Raw genomic sequence first — 14,827 nt, 5'->3', positions numbered from 1 at the left:
GTCAGAGCAGCGGTCCGCCGCGCTGCGCGGCGAGGCGCACGGGGGCGCTCGCGGCACCGTACCCGTCGTAGGTGCCGCGGCGTTCGACGACCTCCCAGAAGATGTCGCCGATCGTCGGGGTGTAGAAGTGGATGAAACTGCCCTGCTCGTCGCGGTCGTAGAGCAGGTTCAGTTCGCGCAGTTCCGCGAGGAAGTCGGGTTCGAGCCCGAACCGGGCGTCGAGATCGTCGTAGTAGTTGCTCGGCATGGGCAGGAACGCGAGTCCTCGCGCCCGAGCGCGGCGCGCCGCGGACACGGCGTCGTCGACGCGGATGGCGACGTGTCGCGGGAGTTCCGGTGCGGTGGGCGGTGCGAGGTTCATCGCGAGTCGCACTGCGCCGTCGGCGGTGCGCATCACCTGACTGCGCACGAGGCCGCGGGGCCCGGGGACATCCGAGGCGGGTTCGGCGTCGAGGGCGAGCACGCTCGTATTGAAGAGCACCGCCTCGTCGAACTCCTGCCAGGGGTAGGCGACGTTGAGGTGGTCGATGACGCCGTGCAGCGCGGTTTCGGCGGTGTCTTCGCCCAGCGGCACGCGACCCTCGAACTCGTCGAGCCAGGATTCGGCCGCGGTGCGCGAGTTCCAGTAGACCTCGGTGCCGTCTGGTGAGGCGACGGCGGGGAGTTCGTAGTCTCCGGCGTACGTGCGCCGGAAGACCTGGGGTGCGCCGATGGCGTGTGCGCGTCGTGCGGCCGCTGCGGCGTCGCCGACCTCGAAGCCGAGCCCGACGAGACGGGAACCGGGGGTGCGCACCTGTTCGTTGAGGATCACGCGAGCGTCGCCCGCTTCCCACAACCGCACCGCCTTCGTGCGGTGGCGTCCGCCGAACGTGAAGCCCAGCTGGCTGAGCGTGCGCTCGACGGCCGAGAGGTCTTCGCCCGACACCTCGACGAAGTCGATGGCGCACGGCGGTTGCGGGGCGTCGAGCTGGAGGTCGGTCCAGTCGTTCTGCGCCGCAGTCCGGTCGTAGAGCCAGTGCAGGGATCGGAGGGCGTGCGCCGCCGTGCGCGTCACATCGGTCTGCCGGAAGGTGTCGTTGAAGACCTCGAGCGAGAGCGGTCCGCGGTACCCCGCGAGGATCACGTGCGACAGGAAGTCGATGAGGTCGAAGTCGCCCTCACCGGGGAAGAGCCGATGGTGCCGGCTCCACGACAGCACGTCGAGGTCCATTCGGGGCGCGTCTGCGAGTTGCAGGAAGAAGAGCTTGTCGGGGTCGATCTCCGCGATTCCCGCCGGATCGTGGCCGCGCGAGAGGATGTGGAAGCTGTCGAGGCACACGCCGAGGTTCGCACGGTCCGCTCGCTGGACGATGTCCCAGGCGTCCCGGTAGTCGCTGACGTAGCGACCCCACGCGAGTGCCTCGTAGGCGATGTCGATGCCGTATTCGGCGGCGAGGTCGGCGAGCGCACCGATCTGCGTGGCGGCGATGTCGAAGTCGGGTGTCGTCGCGGTCGCGACGTTGCTGCAGAGCAGCATCATGTCGGCCCCGAGCCGTTGCATGACCTCGAACTTCGCCCGCGCGCGGCGCATGTTGTCGGCGAAGGTCGCCTCGTCCACGGCCTCGAAATCGCGGAACGGCTGGAAGAGGTCGATCGTGAGGCCGAGTCGATGGCAGAGCGCTCGAATCTCTTCGGGCGACTCGTAGGCCGCGATGAGGTCCGCGTCCATGATCTCGATCCCGTCGAAACCGGCTTCGGCGCAGGCGTGGAGTTTTTCGACGAGGCCACCGGACAGGCAGACCGACGCGATAGAGGTACGCATGCCTTTCAATCTAGGGGACGGGTGGGGCCTACTCTCCGGCGTTTCCCACTCAGTGGGAGGAATGGTGCGCGTCGACAGCGGAGGTGCCACGCTAGCGAGAGCCTTCGGATTCAGTTCACCGACGTCAAAGGAGACCAGAATGACAGCGGACGCTTCTGCCGCAGCGGCACCCGAATCATTGTTGGCGGCGCCCGACCAGGCATCGCAGCGACAGATCACCGATGAGATCGCGACCCTCCACGCCCGTGCGGCGGAGCGCGCTGCGGCGGGGCAGCAGCTGCCGCGCACGTTGGTCGATTTCCCGCCGTACCGATCGAGCGTGCTGCGGCACCCGACGAAGGACCCACGCATGACGGATCCCGAGACGATCGAGCTGTGGTCGCCGGCGTACGGGCAGCGCGACGTCGCCGCGATCGAGTCGGACCTCACTCTGCAGTCAGCGGGTGGCGAGCCGCAGGGCGAGCGGATCACGGTGCACGGCAGACTGCTCGATTCGTGGGGACGCCCGCTGCGCAACCAGCTCATCGAGATCTGGCAGGCGAACGCGGGTGGTCGCTACATCCACAAGCGCGATCAGCACCCCGCGCCCCTCGACCCGAACTTCACCGGGGCGGGGCGGGCGATCACGAACGGTCGGGGCGAGTACCAGTTCACCACCATCAAGCCCGGTCCCTACCCCTGGAAGAATCACGTCAACGCGTGGCGCCCGGCGCACATCCATTTCTCGGTGTTCGGGCAGTCGTTCACGCAGCGCATCGTCACCCAGATGTACTTCCCCGGCGATCCGCTGTTCGCGCTCGACCCGATCTACCAGACCATCCGCGACCAGAAGGATCGGGACCGCCTGATCGGCGTCTACGACCACGACCTGACCGTTCCCGAGTTCTCGATGGGGTACCGCTTCGACATCGTCGTCGACGGCCCGTCGGCGACCTGGTTCGAGCCTGAGGAGGGCGACCACTGATGACCGACCGCAGCGCATCCGTTCCCGCGAAGACGCACGAGCCGACGCCCGGACAGACCGTCGGGCCGTTCTTCGCCTTCGGCACCGACTTCGCGAAGAAGCACCAGGTCGCCTTCCCGCACTCGCCCGGCGCCATCGTGCTCGGCGGCACCGTGTTCGACGGGAACGGCTCGCCGATCCCCGACGCCATCGTCGAGATCTTCGGAGCAGACACCGACGGTACGGTGCCCCGTGCCCGCGGGACACTGCACCGCGACGATCACACCTTCACCGGATTCGGCAGGTCGTTCGTGAACGACGACGGTCGCTACGAGTTCTGGACACGCAACCCCGGCTCCGTGTCGGGGGAGGCCCCGTTCTTCGCGGCGATCGTCTACGCGCGGGGGCTGCCCGACAAGCTGCACACCCGCATCTATCTGCCGGAGGACGTGGACCGGCTGTCGTCCGATCCGCTCCTCGCGTCGCTCAGTGCCGATGATCGCGCTACGCTCGTGGCAACGCGAACGCCCGAGGGTTACCTCCATCACGACATCCACCTGCAGGGCGAGAAGGAGACCGTGTTCCTTGCCTACTGACCCGCACATCGGCGACACCGAGGAGCCCGACGCGATCGACGCCGGGCTCCTCTCGCCGGTGTCGGTCGGGCACGACGGCGCCGTCTCGGACGCCGCGATCGGCGGGGCGCTGATCGCGGCGGAGACGGCGCTGGTGCGGGCCTGGTCCGCAGTGGGTGCGGCGCCGCACGAGGTGGGCGAACTCGTCTCTCAGCACCTCGGGTGGCAGGGCGCGGGCCATCCGTGCGTGCTGCGCGGTTTTCCCCTCGCGCAGCTGACGGCCGACGCGGTCTCCGGTGGCAATCCGGTCATCCCGCTCGTCGCCGTGCTGCGCGAGCGCGTACCCGAATCGACGCGCTCGTGGGTGCACCGCGGCGCGACGAGTCAAGACATCATGGACTCGGCGCTGATGCTCACCGCGAAGCGAGCGGTCGCCGAAGTGCGGCTGCATCTCGACGAGACCTGCAGCGCGCTCCGCTCCTTCGCGCAGGCGCACCGCGACGAGGTCGTGGTGGCGCGCACCCTGACGCAGCAGGCCGTGCCGACGACCGTCGGACTGCGCGCGGCGAACTGGTGGCGCGGCATCGACCGCGCGACGCACCGACTGGACGAGGCCGCCTCCGCACTGCCCGCGCAGCTCGCCGGAGCCGGGGGGACTCTCGCATCGTTCGCGGAGATCGGCGGCATCGATGCCGCGCGCGCCCTCCCGGGCCGGTTCGCCGCGGAGCTCGGACTCCAGGAGCCCGAGGCGCCGTGGCACACGGAGCGCTGGCCCGTCACCGAGCTCGGCGACGCGCTCGTGCAGGTGATCGATGCGCTCGGCAAGCTGGCGGCCGACGTGACCACGCTCAGCCGCACCGAGATCGGCGAGCTCGCCGAAGGGGCGGGCGGCGGCTCATCCGCGATGCCTCAGAAGCGGAACCCCGCGCGCTCGGTGCTCATCCGTTCGGCGGCGATCCGGGCGCCGCACCTGGGCGCGACGCTGCACGCCGCGTCGGCGCTCGCCGTTGACGAGCGGCCGGACGGCGCGTGGCACGCGGAGTGGCCGGCGCTGCGCGAGCTGTTGCGCGCGGCGTTGGGGGCGAGTGCCCAGGCGCGCACCGTGGCGCACGGTCTGCGCGTCGACGCCGGCGCCGGTGCGCGGAACCTGGGGCGTTCCGGCGGTCTCGTGCTCGCCGAGCGGCTGAATCTCGTGCTCGGTCCCCGCATCGGGCCCGGGGCCGTCTCCGATCTCGTCGCCCGAGCGAGTCGCGGGGAAGACCTGCGGGCGATCCTCGCCGCTGATCCCGCGGTCGCTCAGGCCGGGGTCGATCTCGACGCCCTGCTGGATCCCGCGCAGTACACCGGGCTCGCTGCCGCGCTCGTCGACGAGCTGAGCGCCGACCGGTCGCGCACCGACTGACCGCCCACGAGAGGAACGCCATGAGACTTCCCGAGGTCCGCCTCACCGCACCCGTGGGCCGCGCCGACGCCCCGCTCGTCGTGCTCGGCCACTCGATCGGCACCGGCCCGCTCATCTGGGAGCAGGTGATTCCGCACCTCGCGGCGGAGTATCGGGTGTCGCTGCTCACCCTCCCGGGTCACGGCAGCGCACCCGTTCCGACCGACCCGTTCACCTTCGCCGAGCTCGCCGACGCCGTCGCCGAGGCGATCAGCGGTATCGCGTCCGCGCACGTGCGGTATGCGGGCGTATCGATCGGCGGAGCACTCGCCCTCGAGCTCGCCCTGCGGCACCCCGACCTCTGCGACGGTGTCGCGGCCATCGCATCGGCGGCGCAGCTCGGCGGAGCCGAGCACTGGACCGAGCGCGCGGCACTCGTACGGTCGCAGTCGACGTCGGCGCTCGTGGGGCCGTCGTCGCGCGTCTGGTTCGGCCCGAACTCGGTCGCGAACCAGCCCGACCTCTCGGGCCGGATCCTGCACGCGCTGCAGGACACCCCTGACGAGGGCTACGCGCGGTGCGCCGAAGCGCTCGCCACGTACGACGTGCGGAACCGTCTCGGCGAGATCCGCGTGCCCGTGCTCGCGATGGGCGGCGAGTTCGACACCGTCGGCCCTGAGGAGGCGCAGGACGAGATCGTCGCGGGCGTGGTGCACGGCCGCAAGTGCATGATCGCCGATGCGGCCCACCAGCCGCCGGCCGAGCAACCGGACGCCGTCGCGCGCGAACTGCTGTCGTTCTTCGCCGAGGTGGGGCGATGAGCCGCCCGTTCGGAGCGGGGCGGAGCGACGAAGAGCGCTACGACGACGGCATGGCGGTGCGGCGCGAGGTGCTCTCCGACGCCCACGTCGAGCGGTCCATCGCCGGCACCACCGACTTCACCGCGGGCTTCCAGGACTTCATCACGCGCACCGCGTGGGGCGACATCTGGTCGCGTCCCGGACTCGATCGACGGTCGCGCTCCGTGGCGGTGCTCACGGCGATGATCGCACTCGGACACCACGACGAGTTCGCGATGCACGTCGCCGCGGCGCGACGGAACGGGCTCACGGTCGAGGAGATCAGAGAGGTCATCCTGCAGGCGGGGCTCTACTGCGGGGTGCCCGCCGCCAACGTCGCCTTCAAGCTCGCGCAGCGCGTGCTCGAGGAGACGGGCGACCTGTGAAACCCGGCGACCCGATCAGGAGTCGTCTTCGGTGGTCGCGAGCTGCGCGAGCGCACGACCGAAGCGGTCGCGGATCTCTCGGGGCAGGTCGGCGAGCCAGGCCGACTCGGCGCGCAGCACCTGCTCGCGCGCCTCGGCGAACAGGGTGACACCCGCGTCGGTGGCGACCACGACGTTCGCGCGACGATCGCGCGGGTCGGGTTCGCGCCGCGCGAGACCGCGCGTCTGCAACTCGTCGACGAGCGACACGATCTGGCTCGGGTCGAGCCTCAGGAACTCGGAGAGCTCGCGCTGCGACGGACGCGTGTCGGCGGCGACGATGCCGAGGAGCGCGTAGGAGCGCACCTTGAGCCCGAAGGGTCCGAGGACCTGGCGGGTCCGCGCCATCGATACGGCGTTGGCGCGAGCCAGCAGAAAGGAGACGTCGTCGCTGATGGCGGAGTCCCACAGGCGAGTCGAGCTCGCCGCCGACGGCGAGACCGCTGTCGTGCTGCTGTCGAGTGCCATGGTGACACTGTAGTCGATAGATAGGGGCAAAGCTCAATAGTTGACTTTTTCAAGTGTTTGCGGTTTGATGATCAACAACTGACACGGGGAGGTGCGTCGATGACGACGACAATTGCGTTCGAGGAGCTGTCCACGCTGGTGGGCACCGATCTCGGTGCCACGGAGTGGCGCGAGGTGACGCAGGATCGCGTCAACACCTTCGCGGATGCGGCTGACGATCACCAGTGGATCCACACGGATCCGGAGCGGGCCGCCGAGGGTCCCTTCGGAGCGCCGATCGCACACGGGTTTCTGACGCTCTCGCTGCTGATCCCGATGTGGGTCGAACTGCTCGACGTCACCGGAGTCACCACGAAGGTCAATTACGGCCTCGACAAAGTGCGCTTCCCCGCACCGGTCAAGGTCGGGGACCGGATTCGCATGTCGGCGACGATCGCCGAGCTGAACGAGGTACCCGGAGGGGTGCAGATCGCGGTCGACGTGATCATCGAGATCGACGGCGGTGCCAAGCCGGCCGTCGTCGCGCGCAGCCTGCAGCGCTTCTACGCCTGACCCCGCGCAGGCATCGGGCGCGGCCACCCGGTCGGCCCACACCGCATCAGTTTCAAAGGAGATACTGACATGAAGAAATTCACCGTTTCGGCAATCGCGGCGGTCGGCGCCGCAGGCCTCCTGCTCACCGGCTGCTCGGGCGGATCGCTCAGCGGCGAGGAGAGCGGCGGCGAATCGGGCGGCGCATCGAGCGACCTGACGCCGGTGACCGTCGGCCTGCTGCAGATCGCGCCCTCGTCGGTCGTGCAGCTCGGCATCGACGAGGGAGTGTTCGAGGAGCACGGCCTCGACGTCGATGTGCAGATCGGTCAGGGCGGCGCAGCGCTGCTTCCCGCCGTGCAGAACGGCGACATCCAGTTCGCGGTCGGCAACCCGCAGTCGGTGCTCACCGCGGCCAGCCAGGGGCTCGATATGCGGATCATCGCGAACTACTCGCGCAACTCCGAGACCCCGGGTGACCCCGAAGAGAACGCACCGTCGGGACTCGTCGTCTCGGACGACTCGGGCATCGAGTCGTACGCGGACCTCGAGGGCAAGACCGTCGCGGTGAACACGCTGCAGACGCAGGGACAGCTCACCACGATGGAGATGGTCGAGCGCGACGGGGGCGACCCCGACAAGGTCGAGTTTACCGAGATCGCGTTCCCCGATCAGCAGGCGCAGCTCGAGCAGGGCAACATCGATGCGGCGTGGATCCCGGAGCCTTTCATCAGCGGGGCGAAGGCGACGGACGGCATCGAGCTGCTCGGCGATCCGCTCCGCGCGATCGACGGTCTGCCGACCATGGTCACGTTCACGTCCGGCGACTTCGCGGAGTCCGATCCCGAGACGACGGCGGCGTTCCGCGACGCGATCACCGAAGCGGCCGAGCTGGCGATGTCCGACGACGAGATGTACCGTCAGGCAGTCGTCGACTTCACCGGGATGGATGCCGCGGTCGTCGAGAACGTGAACCTCGAGTACATCAGCGGCGAGCTCGATCCGCAGGCGATCGAAGAACTGAACGATCTTGCGGTCCGGTACGGCATGCTCGAGAACCCCGCCGACCTCGACACGGTCATCACCACCGACTAGTCAGCCCCGCGCTCCGAGCGGGCCGGGGACGGTCACCTCGTCCTCGGCCCGCCGGATCCTCATCGAAGGGAGCAGGCGTGCAGAACACCGGCATCGGCCCGTGGATCGCCCGCAAAGCCTTGCGTCACGCCGATCGCGTCGCGATCGTGCACGGCGACGAGCGGATCACCTACGGCGTCTTCGCCGAGCGCGTCGCGCGCCTGACCGATGCGCTCGCTGCACGCGGCGTGGCGGCGGGCCAGCGGGTCGCCTACCTGGGCAACAACCACCCCTCGCTGCTCGAGGTCTTCTTCGCCACGGCCAGCCTCGGGGCGATCTTCGTCCCGTTGAACACCCGACTCGCCGGGCCCGAGATCGAGTTCATGCTCGAGAACTCCGCGGCGAAAACGCTCGTCTTCCAGTCGGATCTCCGTGATCTGGCTCGGGCCGGGAGCTGGTCGACCGGGGTGAGCCGGCACATCATGGTCGGCGGCACCGCAGAGCATCAGCTCGAAGACTACGAGACCGTCGTCGCCTCGGGACGCTCCGATGCGCCCGTCGACCTTCCCGTCGCTCTCGACGATCCGGCGCTGATCCTCTACACCTCGGGGACCACCGGCCACCCGAAGGGCGCCGTGCTCACGCACGGCAACCTGACGTGGAACACCTTCAACGTGATCGTGGACTACGGCGTGAGCCCCGGTGAGCGCGTGCTCCTCATCTCGCCCATGTTCCACGTCGCCTCCCTCACCAATGGCGCGCTGACGGTGCTGCTGCAGGGCGGCACCGTCGTGCTGCACGAGAAGTTCGATCCGGGTCGGGTGCTCGCGACGATCGAACGCGAGCGGATCACGATGCTCGCCGGTGTGCCGACGACCTACCAGATGCTGCAGGAGCACGAGGCGTGGGAGACGAGCGACATCAGCAGTCTCCAGCGACTCACGTGCGGCGGTTCGGCGGTGCCCGAGCGCACCATGGACGCGTACGCGGCACGCGGGCTCGGCTTCTCGATGGGGTACGGCATGACCGAGACCTCGCCGAGCGCGACGGCGCTCCCGGCGCATATGGCGCAGCACAAGATCGGCTCGTCCGGGATCGCGCACTTCTTCACCGATGTGAAAGTCGTCGGCGCCGACGGCGCGACGCTGCCGAGGGGTGAGGTCGGCGAGATCTGGATCAGCGGACCCAATGTCATCCACGAGTACTGGCGTCGTCCCGAGGCTACGAGCGAGGCGATCGTCGACGGCTGGGTGCGCTCGGGGGACCTCGGCTACTTCGATACCGACGGTTACCTCTTCGTCACCGATCGGTTGAAAGACATGATCATCTCGGGCGGCGAGAACATCTACTCGGCCGAGGTCGAGGCGGTCATCATGGAATTCTCGCAGATCGCCGGTACCGCCCTCATCGGCGTTCCGGACGAGAAGTGGGGCGAGGTACCGCTCGCGATCGTGCAGTTGCGCGAGCCCGAGAGCCTCGACGCCGAGGCGATCGTCGACCATCTCGCCACTCGACTCGCGAAGTACAAGGTGCCGAAGCGCATCGTCTTCGTCGACGAGTTTCCGCGGACGGCGAGCGGCAAGATCCGCAAGACCGATCTGCGACGCCAGTTCGCCGGGAGCTGACGTGCACCCGCACCGAGACGAAAGGAGGGACGCATGACGCACACCACTGCACCGGAGCAGACCGTCACCACCGTGGTCACCATCGCGAGAGCTCGCGAGCGCAGGCGCAGCTTCCGGCCGCGCAAGGCGGTGCTCGGCGTCGCCGGGATCGTCGCCCTGCTCGCCGTCTGGGAGGTAGCGGCGCGCACGAACCTCGTCGATCCCCGCTTCCTTCCGCCGCCGTCAGAAGTGTTGCCGCAGCTCGCCACCATCGTGACGTTCGCCGACTTCTGGGGGGCGATCGGCGACACCCTGACCGCCTGGGCGCTCGGACTCGCGATCGCGTTCGTGCTGGGAGCCGTGCTCGGCGTGATCGTCGGGCTGTCCCCGTTCATGAAACGGGCGACGCACTCCACGGTCGAGTTTCTGCGCCCCATCCCCTCGGTCGCGCTGATTCCGCTCGCCGTGCTGCTGTTCGGGGTGCGGATCGAGTCGAGCCTGCTGCTCATCGTCTACGCGTCCTTCTGGCAGATCTTCATCCAGGTGCTCTACGGCGTCGCCGACGTCGACCAGGTCGCCATGGCTACCGGGCGCAGTTACGGCTTCTCGACCTGGCAGCGGGTGAAGAGCATCGTGCTGCCGACCACGCTGCCGTACCTCATGACCGGGCTGCGGCTCGCCGCGGCGGTCGCGCTGATCCTCGCGATCACCGCGCAGCTCATCATCGGCACACCGGGGCTCGGGCTCGAGATCTCCCGGGCGCAGAACGGCGGTCAGTACGCCACGATGTACGCGCTCGTCGTGGCGACCGGACTGCTCGGCGTCGTGATCAATCTGGGGGCACGCTTCCTGGAGCGCCGCATGCTCGCCTGGCACGAATCGGTTCGCGGGGAGGTCGCCGCATGAAACGGACACTGACGGGCGTGCTGTTCACGCTCGGACTCCCGGTACTGCTCATTCTCATCTGGTGGATCTCGACCCTCGCGAACGACAGCTTCTTCGTGCCGACGCCGGGTGAACTGGTCGTGAAGTTCTGGGACACCTGGATCGGGCCGCGCATCTGGATCGATGTGCTGCCGAGCGTGCTCCGCTTCGTCGTGGGGATCGCGATCGCCATCGTCGGCGGAATCCTGCTCGGACTGCTCGTCGGCCTGAGCAGAAACCTGCGGGCGCTGACGGAACCGGTGTTCGAGTTCTTCCGCGCGCTGCCCCCGCCGGTGCTGATCCCGGTGCTCATGCTCGTCTTCGGACCCACGGACTGGATGAAGATCTTCATCATCGTGCTCGCGGCGATCTGGCCCGTGCTGCTCAACACGGTCGAGGGGGTGCGCGCGGCCGACTCGGTGCAGTCGGAGACGAGCCGCTCGTACGGCATCACCGGGTTCAACCGGGTGCGCTACCAGGTGCTTCCGTCGGCGACCCCGCAGATCTTCACCGGCATCAGGCAGAGCCTGCCTATCGGCCTCATGCTCATGATCATCTCCGAGATGTTCGCCTCGACCTCGGGTCTCGGGTTCTCCGTGATCCAGTTCCAGCGCAGTTTCGCGATTCCCGAGATGTGGTCGGGCATCCTCGTGCTGGGACTCCTCGGCTACCTCGTGGCCGTCATCTTCCGCTTCGTCGAACGACGTGTGCTCCGCTGGTACCACCGACTGAAGGATCTCGAGAATGCTGCCTGACACTTCGCCCCCGCTCGACACGCTCTCGTACGGGCGCACCCTCCCCGCAGCGGAGACGTTGCTGTCGGTGCGCGGACTCCAGAAGATCTACCGCACCGACGGCGGCGACATCGAAGCCGTGCGCGACCTCACGTTCGACCTCGGCAAGAACGAGCTCACGTGCCTCGTCGGCCCGTCGGGATCGGGCAAGACGACCCTGCTCAAGTGCATCGCCGGCCTGCTCGAGCCCACGAGCGGGGAGGTGGTGCTCGACGGCAAGACGGTCACGGCCCCGCCGAAGAAGATGGCCGTCGTGTTCCAGGAGTACGGGCGCTCGCTGTTCCCGTGGCTCCGGGTCGCAGAGAACGTCGAGCTGCCGCTCAAGAACGCCGGCATGCCGAAAGCCGAGCGCACACGGATCGTCGACGAGGCCTTGCGCAACGTCGGCCTCGACCACGTGCCGCGGTCGTACCCGTGGCAGCTCTCCGGCGGCATGCAGCAGCGGGTGGCGATCGCACGCGCGATCGCCTACCAGCCGGAGGTGCTGCTCATGGACGAGCCCTTCGCCGCCGTCGATGCGCAGACCCGGGCCGACCTCGAAGATCTGGTGCGCAAGGTCCGCCGAGAGCTCGGCATCTCCGTGCTGTTCGTGACGCACGACATCGACGAGTCCGTGTACCTCGCCGAGCGGGTCATCATGCTCTCCAGCTCTCCGACGATCGTGCAAGAGGACCTCGTGGTCGACCTGCCCGAGCAGCGCGACCAGCTGGAGACCCGGGCGCTGCCGCGGTTCACCGAGCTGCGGCACCACGTCTACGAGCAGATTCAGTTGGCGAAGCGGGGTTTCCGGGCGGACGGGGCAGACCAGGCCGCGTGAGGCGATCCCGCGACCGGTCAGTCGCCCGCCCGGTGCGGTGACCGGCGCAACGGTTGCGGCTTCCACCAGGTGACGGTGCGCCACACCCACTCCAGAGGACCGAAACGGAAGAAACGCAACCAGAGGGTCGAGAAGGCCCAGAGCAACGGAGCCGCCGCCGCCATGACGATATACCCGTACTCGGACAGCCACGGGATGCTCGGCGCATCGATCACGCATGCCAGTGCCAGGACCAGCGCGGTGGTGCACAGGTAGTTCGTGAAGGCCATCCGGCCGAGCGGCGCGAACAGCACGGTGAGCGTGCGAGCGGCGACGCTGCTGCGCATCAGCAGCATGACCCCGGTGGCGAGCGCGAACATCGTCAGCACACCAGCGATGCGCCCCGGCTTCGAGAACGAGCCGAGCGCGATCTCATCGAGCTGCAGCGCCGCGACGCTTCCGGCGGCGACCGTGAAGGCCCCGAACGCGGCGGCGAGGATGCCCGGGCGGCGCATCAGCACCGTGACGAGATCGTACTCGGCGATCGCCAGTCCCAGGAGGAACAGGCCAGGAATCAGCAGCGGGCCGCTGAACGGCGCGCCGGCGATCGTGAGCACGATGCCTCCGACGAGCGGCACCCAGCGCGGGAAGAAGCTGGCCGGGAGCAGGATGATCATCCCTCCCACCGCGTAGAACGCGAGTACTTCGCCCGGATACACGAGGTGATGCAGCACCCCGACGATCGCGAGGAAGACGAGGCGGCGCGTGAGCACGACGCGCGGGCGCGGGGTGCGCGTCCGCGTCGATCGCAGGAAGAGCGCGAAACCGATGCCGAACAACAGCGCGAAGAGCGGCATCATGCGGCTTTCGAAGACCAGTCCGGTGACGACGTCGATCGGTGACGGGTCATCTGGGCGGGGAGTGGGCGCAGTGTCGTACCCCCAGCGGGCGATGGCGGAGACGTTCACGGGAATGATGCCGATGATCGCGATGCCGCGCAGCACATCGAGGACCGCGATTCGAGGTGTGAGTCCGGGCGCGGGCTCAGATGTTCGCGGGGGTGCTGCGGTCGCGTGATGCATGTCTTCCTTCCCGGCGCTCTGCAGCGCCAGCGACGAATTCGGGGGACGGCGCACGGAGACGTGCGTGGTGGGCCGGCCCCGGGGCCGTCAAGGAGTCTAAAAGCGAGCGATCCGGCCCCGAGTCCTCCCGGGGTGCCTCCCGAATGGCACCCCGGTATGACGGTGCACCCATCCGGAAGCACGCGCGTGACGAAGCACCGGTGCAGGCACTGGTGCGGGACGACCGGCATGTCTGCAGTCTGTTCGCAACGGTGATGGAGCGCATGTGGTTCAGGTCGTAGGGTACGCCCGGCTGCCGCGGGGGTCGCGGTCCTCCGGCCAGGAGCGCGAACTCACTGAGGCCGGAGCCGCACGAGTCTTCGTCGATCGAGCCGCGTCGACGCGTCTCAGGGAACGACCGGAGTGGGCCCGCTGTCTCCGCTTCGTGCAGCGGGGCGATACGCTGCTGATCCGGTCGCTCGATCGCGTTGCGAGCGGTGAGACGACCGCGGTCCGGATCATTTCCGACCTGCACCGCCGAGGCGTTCACTTGCGGAGCCTCGACGCACCCGCCCTCGACACGACGACGGCTTCGGGGCTGGCGATCGCCGAGTTCGCCACTGCCCTGGGCGGGCTTCGCGAAGCCGCCGACCTCGATGATGACGGCTATCGCAGACGGTTCGAACGGATCCGCGGTCCAGTGGCTCGTCGGTCGCCGGTGATGACTCCCGAGCGACTGTCCGCGGCGCGCTGCCTGCGCCGACAGGGGCACACCGTCGCCCGCATCGCCGCCCTGCTCGGCGTGGGCGTCACGACGATCATCACCACATTCGCGAGAGACGCGCAGCGGTGAGCGGACGGCGTCGCGAGAGACGGCTCAGATGCCAGGCGAGCAGCGCGAGCCAGACGATCGCGATGGTGGTGGCGACGAACTCCAGCCACCCGCCGAACCAGGTGGGGCCGTCGAAGAGCGCGATCAGGGCACCCGTCGACGCGGTGACCAGAACCGCGAGCGCTCCTCCGAGGCTGACGGTTCTCACCCACCGCGAACGGCCGGCGAACCCGGTGATGACCATCGCCGCGAGCGCTGCGCCGAACCCCAGTACCGCACTCGCGATGTGGATGAAGTCCTGGACGGTCGATCCCGCCGTGAAGGGCACGGGGCACCCCTCGGTGCAGGTGACCGTCGCCGCGACCACGAACATCAATCCGCCGATGAGCAGCGCGCCCCCCAGTTGCGGAAGGAGGTGCGCGTGCACGACCGGATGCGCGTGCAGCGACCGTTCCACGAGGAATGCCGCCACGCCGACGAGCACCAGCGACAGATTGAAGACCGTCGCCATGGGTGCGCCCGCGGCTCCCATCTCGCTCACGTACGCGCTCTCAGAGGTGAAGACCCGAGACACCCAGATGCCCACGATCGCGGTCATCGCCGCGGCGGAGGCGATCATGCCGAGCGCGGGAGATGCCGGTCGGGAAGTCATACGTCTCCATCCTCACGACGGGCGTGGAATCTCGGCGGCGCGCTCGGCGAGCGGGGGCGGCACTGTCATGCGAAGCCTACCGAAACCTCGGCGACGCCTCATGCGCTGCGCGCACGACGCCGCGCGT

16 protein-coding genes are annotated in these 14,827 nt (G+C 68.7%); 12 read left to right on the top strand and 4 right to left on the bottom strand.

The features are described from left to right. Position 1: 1 nt before the first annotated feature. Positions 2 to 1,801, bottom strand: a complete 1,800-nt coding sequence (locus J4H85_RS00380) for a sugar phosphate isomerase/epimerase and 4-hydroxyphenylpyruvate domain-containing protein (protein ID WP_208235835.1) — start codon at positions 1,799 to 1,801, stop codon at positions 2 to 4. Positions 1,802 to 1,940: 139 nt separating this feature from the next. On the opposite strand from J4H85_RS00380, the gene pcaH reads away from it, so the two are divergent. Genes pcaH through pcaC form a run of 5 tightly spaced genes read left to right on the top strand, consistent with a single transcriptional unit; the run spans position 1,941 to position 5,925 of the window. Continuing rightward, the gene (pcaH, locus tag J4H85_RS00375; RefSeq protein WP_208235834.1) at positions 1,941 to 2,765 is read left to right on the top strand and encodes a protocatechuate 3,4-dioxygenase subunit beta; all 825 of its coding nucleotides are present in this window, start codon (positions 1,941 to 1,943) and stop codon (positions 2,763 to 2,765) included. Further along, entirely contained in the window at positions 2,765 to 3,340 is a 576-nt protein-coding gene (pcaG, locus tag J4H85_RS00370; protein WP_208235833.1) for a protocatechuate 3,4-dioxygenase subunit alpha, read from the top strand. Before pcaH ends, pcaG begins: the two co-directional genes overlap by 1 nt. Then, a complete protein-coding gene (locus J4H85_RS00365) occupies positions 3,330 to 4,721 on the top strand; it encodes a lyase family protein (RefSeq protein WP_243893287.1) in 1,392 nt (463 codons plus the stop codon). The genes pcaG and J4H85_RS00365 overlap by 11 nt, the downstream gene beginning before the upstream one ends. Before the next feature lie 20 nt (positions 4,722 to 4,741). Then, the gene (locus tag J4H85_RS00360) at positions 4,742 to 5,521 is read left to right on the top strand and encodes an alpha/beta fold hydrolase (protein ID WP_208235832.1); all 780 of its coding nucleotides are present in this window, start codon (positions 4,742 to 4,744) and stop codon (positions 5,519 to 5,521) included. Next, entirely contained in the window at positions 5,518 to 5,925 is a 408-nt protein-coding gene (gene pcaC, locus J4H85_RS00355) for a 4-carboxymuconolactone decarboxylase (RefSeq protein ID WP_208235831.1), read from the top strand. Before J4H85_RS00360 ends, pcaC begins: the two co-directional genes overlap by 4 nt. Positions 5,926 to 5,940: 15 nt before the next feature. Here the strand turns inward: pcaC and J4H85_RS00350 are convergent, their stop codons facing one another. After that, entirely contained in the window at positions 5,941 to 6,432 is a 492-nt protein-coding gene (locus J4H85_RS00350) for a MarR family winged helix-turn-helix transcriptional regulator (protein WP_208235830.1), read from the bottom strand. A 99-nt stretch (positions 6,433 to 6,531) separates the two neighbouring features. Here J4H85_RS00350 and J4H85_RS00345 point away from each other — a divergent pair, with 99 nt between their 5' ends. The 6 genes from J4H85_RS00345 (at position 6,532) to J4H85_RS00320 (ending at position 12,176) form a co-directional block, all read left to right on the top strand. Next, positions 6,532 to 6,984: a MaoC family dehydratase gene (locus J4H85_RS00345; protein WP_208235829.1), complete on the top strand. Its 453-nt coding sequence runs from the start codon at positions 6,532 to 6,534 to the stop codon at positions 6,982 to 6,984. A 69-nt stretch (positions 6,985 to 7,053) separates the two neighbouring features. Continuing rightward, a complete protein-coding gene (locus J4H85_RS00340; protein ID WP_208235828.1) occupies positions 7,054 to 8,058 on the top strand; it encodes an ABC transporter substrate-binding protein in 1,005 nt (334 codons plus the stop codon). Between the two features lie 77 nt (positions 8,059 to 8,135). Beyond that, a complete protein-coding gene (locus tag J4H85_RS00335; protein ID WP_208235827.1) occupies positions 8,136 to 9,662 on the top strand; it encodes an acyl-CoA synthetase in 1,527 nt (508 codons plus the stop codon). A 33-nt stretch (positions 9,663 to 9,695) separates the two neighbouring features. Beyond that, positions 9,696 to 10,547: an ABC transporter permease gene (locus J4H85_RS00330; RefSeq protein ID WP_208235826.1), complete on the top strand. Its 852-nt coding sequence runs from the start codon at positions 9,696 to 9,698 to the stop codon at positions 10,545 to 10,547. Beyond that, a complete protein-coding gene (locus J4H85_RS00325; RefSeq protein WP_208235823.1) occupies positions 10,544 to 11,320 on the top strand; it encodes an ABC transporter permease in 777 nt (258 codons plus the stop codon). The genes J4H85_RS00330 and J4H85_RS00325 overlap by 4 nt, the downstream gene beginning before the upstream one ends. Then, complete coding sequence (locus tag J4H85_RS00320) at positions 11,310 to 12,176, top strand: ABC transporter ATP-binding protein (RefSeq protein ID WP_208235821.1); 867 nt, start codon at positions 11,310 to 11,312, stop codon at positions 12,174 to 12,176. The genes J4H85_RS00325 and J4H85_RS00320 overlap by 11 nt, the downstream gene beginning before the upstream one ends. A gap of 17 nt (positions 12,177 to 12,193) precedes the next feature. Here J4H85_RS00320 and J4H85_RS00315 read toward each other — a convergent pair whose 3' ends face one another. Then, positions 12,194 to 13,237, bottom strand: coding sequence for a DUF418 domain-containing protein (locus J4H85_RS00315; RefSeq protein ID WP_208235819.1), 1,044 nt, complete (start codon positions 13,235 to 13,237; stop codon positions 12,194 to 12,196). 265 nt (positions 13,238 to 13,502) lie between these two features. On the opposite strand from J4H85_RS00315, the gene J4H85_RS00310 reads away from it, so the two are divergent. Further along, positions 13,503 to 14,069 carry a recombinase family protein gene (locus tag J4H85_RS00310; protein ID WP_208235817.1) on the top strand — a complete coding sequence of 189 codons (567 nt, stop codon included), beginning with the start codon at positions 13,503 to 13,505 and terminating at the stop codon, positions 14,067 to 14,069. Here the strand turns inward: J4H85_RS00310 and J4H85_RS00305 are convergent. Next, positions 14,038 to 14,700: a DUF998 domain-containing protein gene (locus J4H85_RS00305; protein ID WP_208235815.1), complete on the bottom strand. Its 663-nt coding sequence runs from the start codon at positions 14,698 to 14,700 to the stop codon at positions 14,038 to 14,040. The two genes, J4H85_RS00310 and J4H85_RS00305, sit on opposite strands and share 32 nt — an antisense overlap. Positions 14,701 to 14,827: the final 127 nt, after the last annotated feature.

This window comes from Leucobacter tardus (assembly GCF_017583045.1).
GTDB lineage: Bacteria > Actinomycetota > Actinomycetes > Actinomycetales > Microbacteriaceae > Leucobacter > Leucobacter tardus.
Note: the sequence above shows the minus strand (reverse complement) of the source record. Positions and strands in the feature narration are given on the sequence as shown.

What these genes read in the sequence shown, in the direction of transcription:
- J4H85_RS00340 (WP_208235828.1), top strand. Translation starts at nt 7,054, where the DNA reads ATGAAGAAATTCACCGTTTCGGCAATCGCGGCGGTCGGCGCCGCAGGC.
- J4H85_RS00360 (WP_208235832.1), top strand. Translation starts at nt 4,742, where the DNA reads ATGAGACTTCCCGAGGTCCGCCTCACCGCACCCGTGGGCCGCGCCGAC.
- J4H85_RS00350 (WP_208235830.1), bottom strand. Translation starts at nt 6,432, where the DNA reads ATGGCACTCGACAGCAGCACGACAGCGGTCTCGCCGTCGGCGGCGAGC.
- J4H85_RS00345 (WP_208235829.1), top strand. Translation starts at nt 6,532, where the DNA reads ATGACGACGACAATTGCGTTCGAGGAGCTGTCCACGCTGGTGGGCACC.
- J4H85_RS00325 (WP_208235823.1), top strand. Translation starts at nt 10,544, where the DNA reads ATGAAACGGACACTGACGGGCGTGCTGTTCACGCTCGGACTCCCGGTA.
- pcaG (WP_208235833.1), top strand. Translation starts at nt 2,765, where the DNA reads ATGACCGACCGCAGCGCATCCGTTCCCGCGAAGACGCACGAGCCGACG.
- pcaC (WP_208235831.1), top strand. Translation starts at nt 5,518, where the DNA reads ATGAGCCGCCCGTTCGGAGCGGGGCGGAGCGACGAAGAGCGCTACGAC.
- J4H85_RS00320 (WP_208235821.1), top strand. Translation starts at nt 11,310, where the DNA reads ATGCTGCCTGACACTTCGCCCCCGCTCGACACGCTCTCGTACGGGCGC.
- J4H85_RS00305 (WP_208235815.1), bottom strand. Translation starts at nt 14,700, where the DNA reads ATGACTTCCCGACCGGCATCTCCCGCGCTCGGCATGATCGCCTCCGCC.
- J4H85_RS00380 (WP_208235835.1), bottom strand. Translation starts at nt 1,801, where the DNA reads ATGCGTACCTCTATCGCGTCGGTCTGCCTGTCCGGTGGCCTCGTCGAA.
- J4H85_RS00315 (WP_208235819.1), bottom strand. Translation starts at nt 13,237, where the DNA reads ATGCATCACGCGACCGCAGCACCCCCGCGAACATCTGAGCCCGCGCCC.
- pcaH (WP_208235834.1), top strand. Translation starts at nt 1,941, where the DNA reads ATGACAGCGGACGCTTCTGCCGCAGCGGCACCCGAATCATTGTTGGCG.
- J4H85_RS00330 (WP_208235826.1), top strand. Translation starts at nt 9,696, where the DNA reads ATGACGCACACCACTGCACCGGAGCAGACCGTCACCACCGTGGTCACC.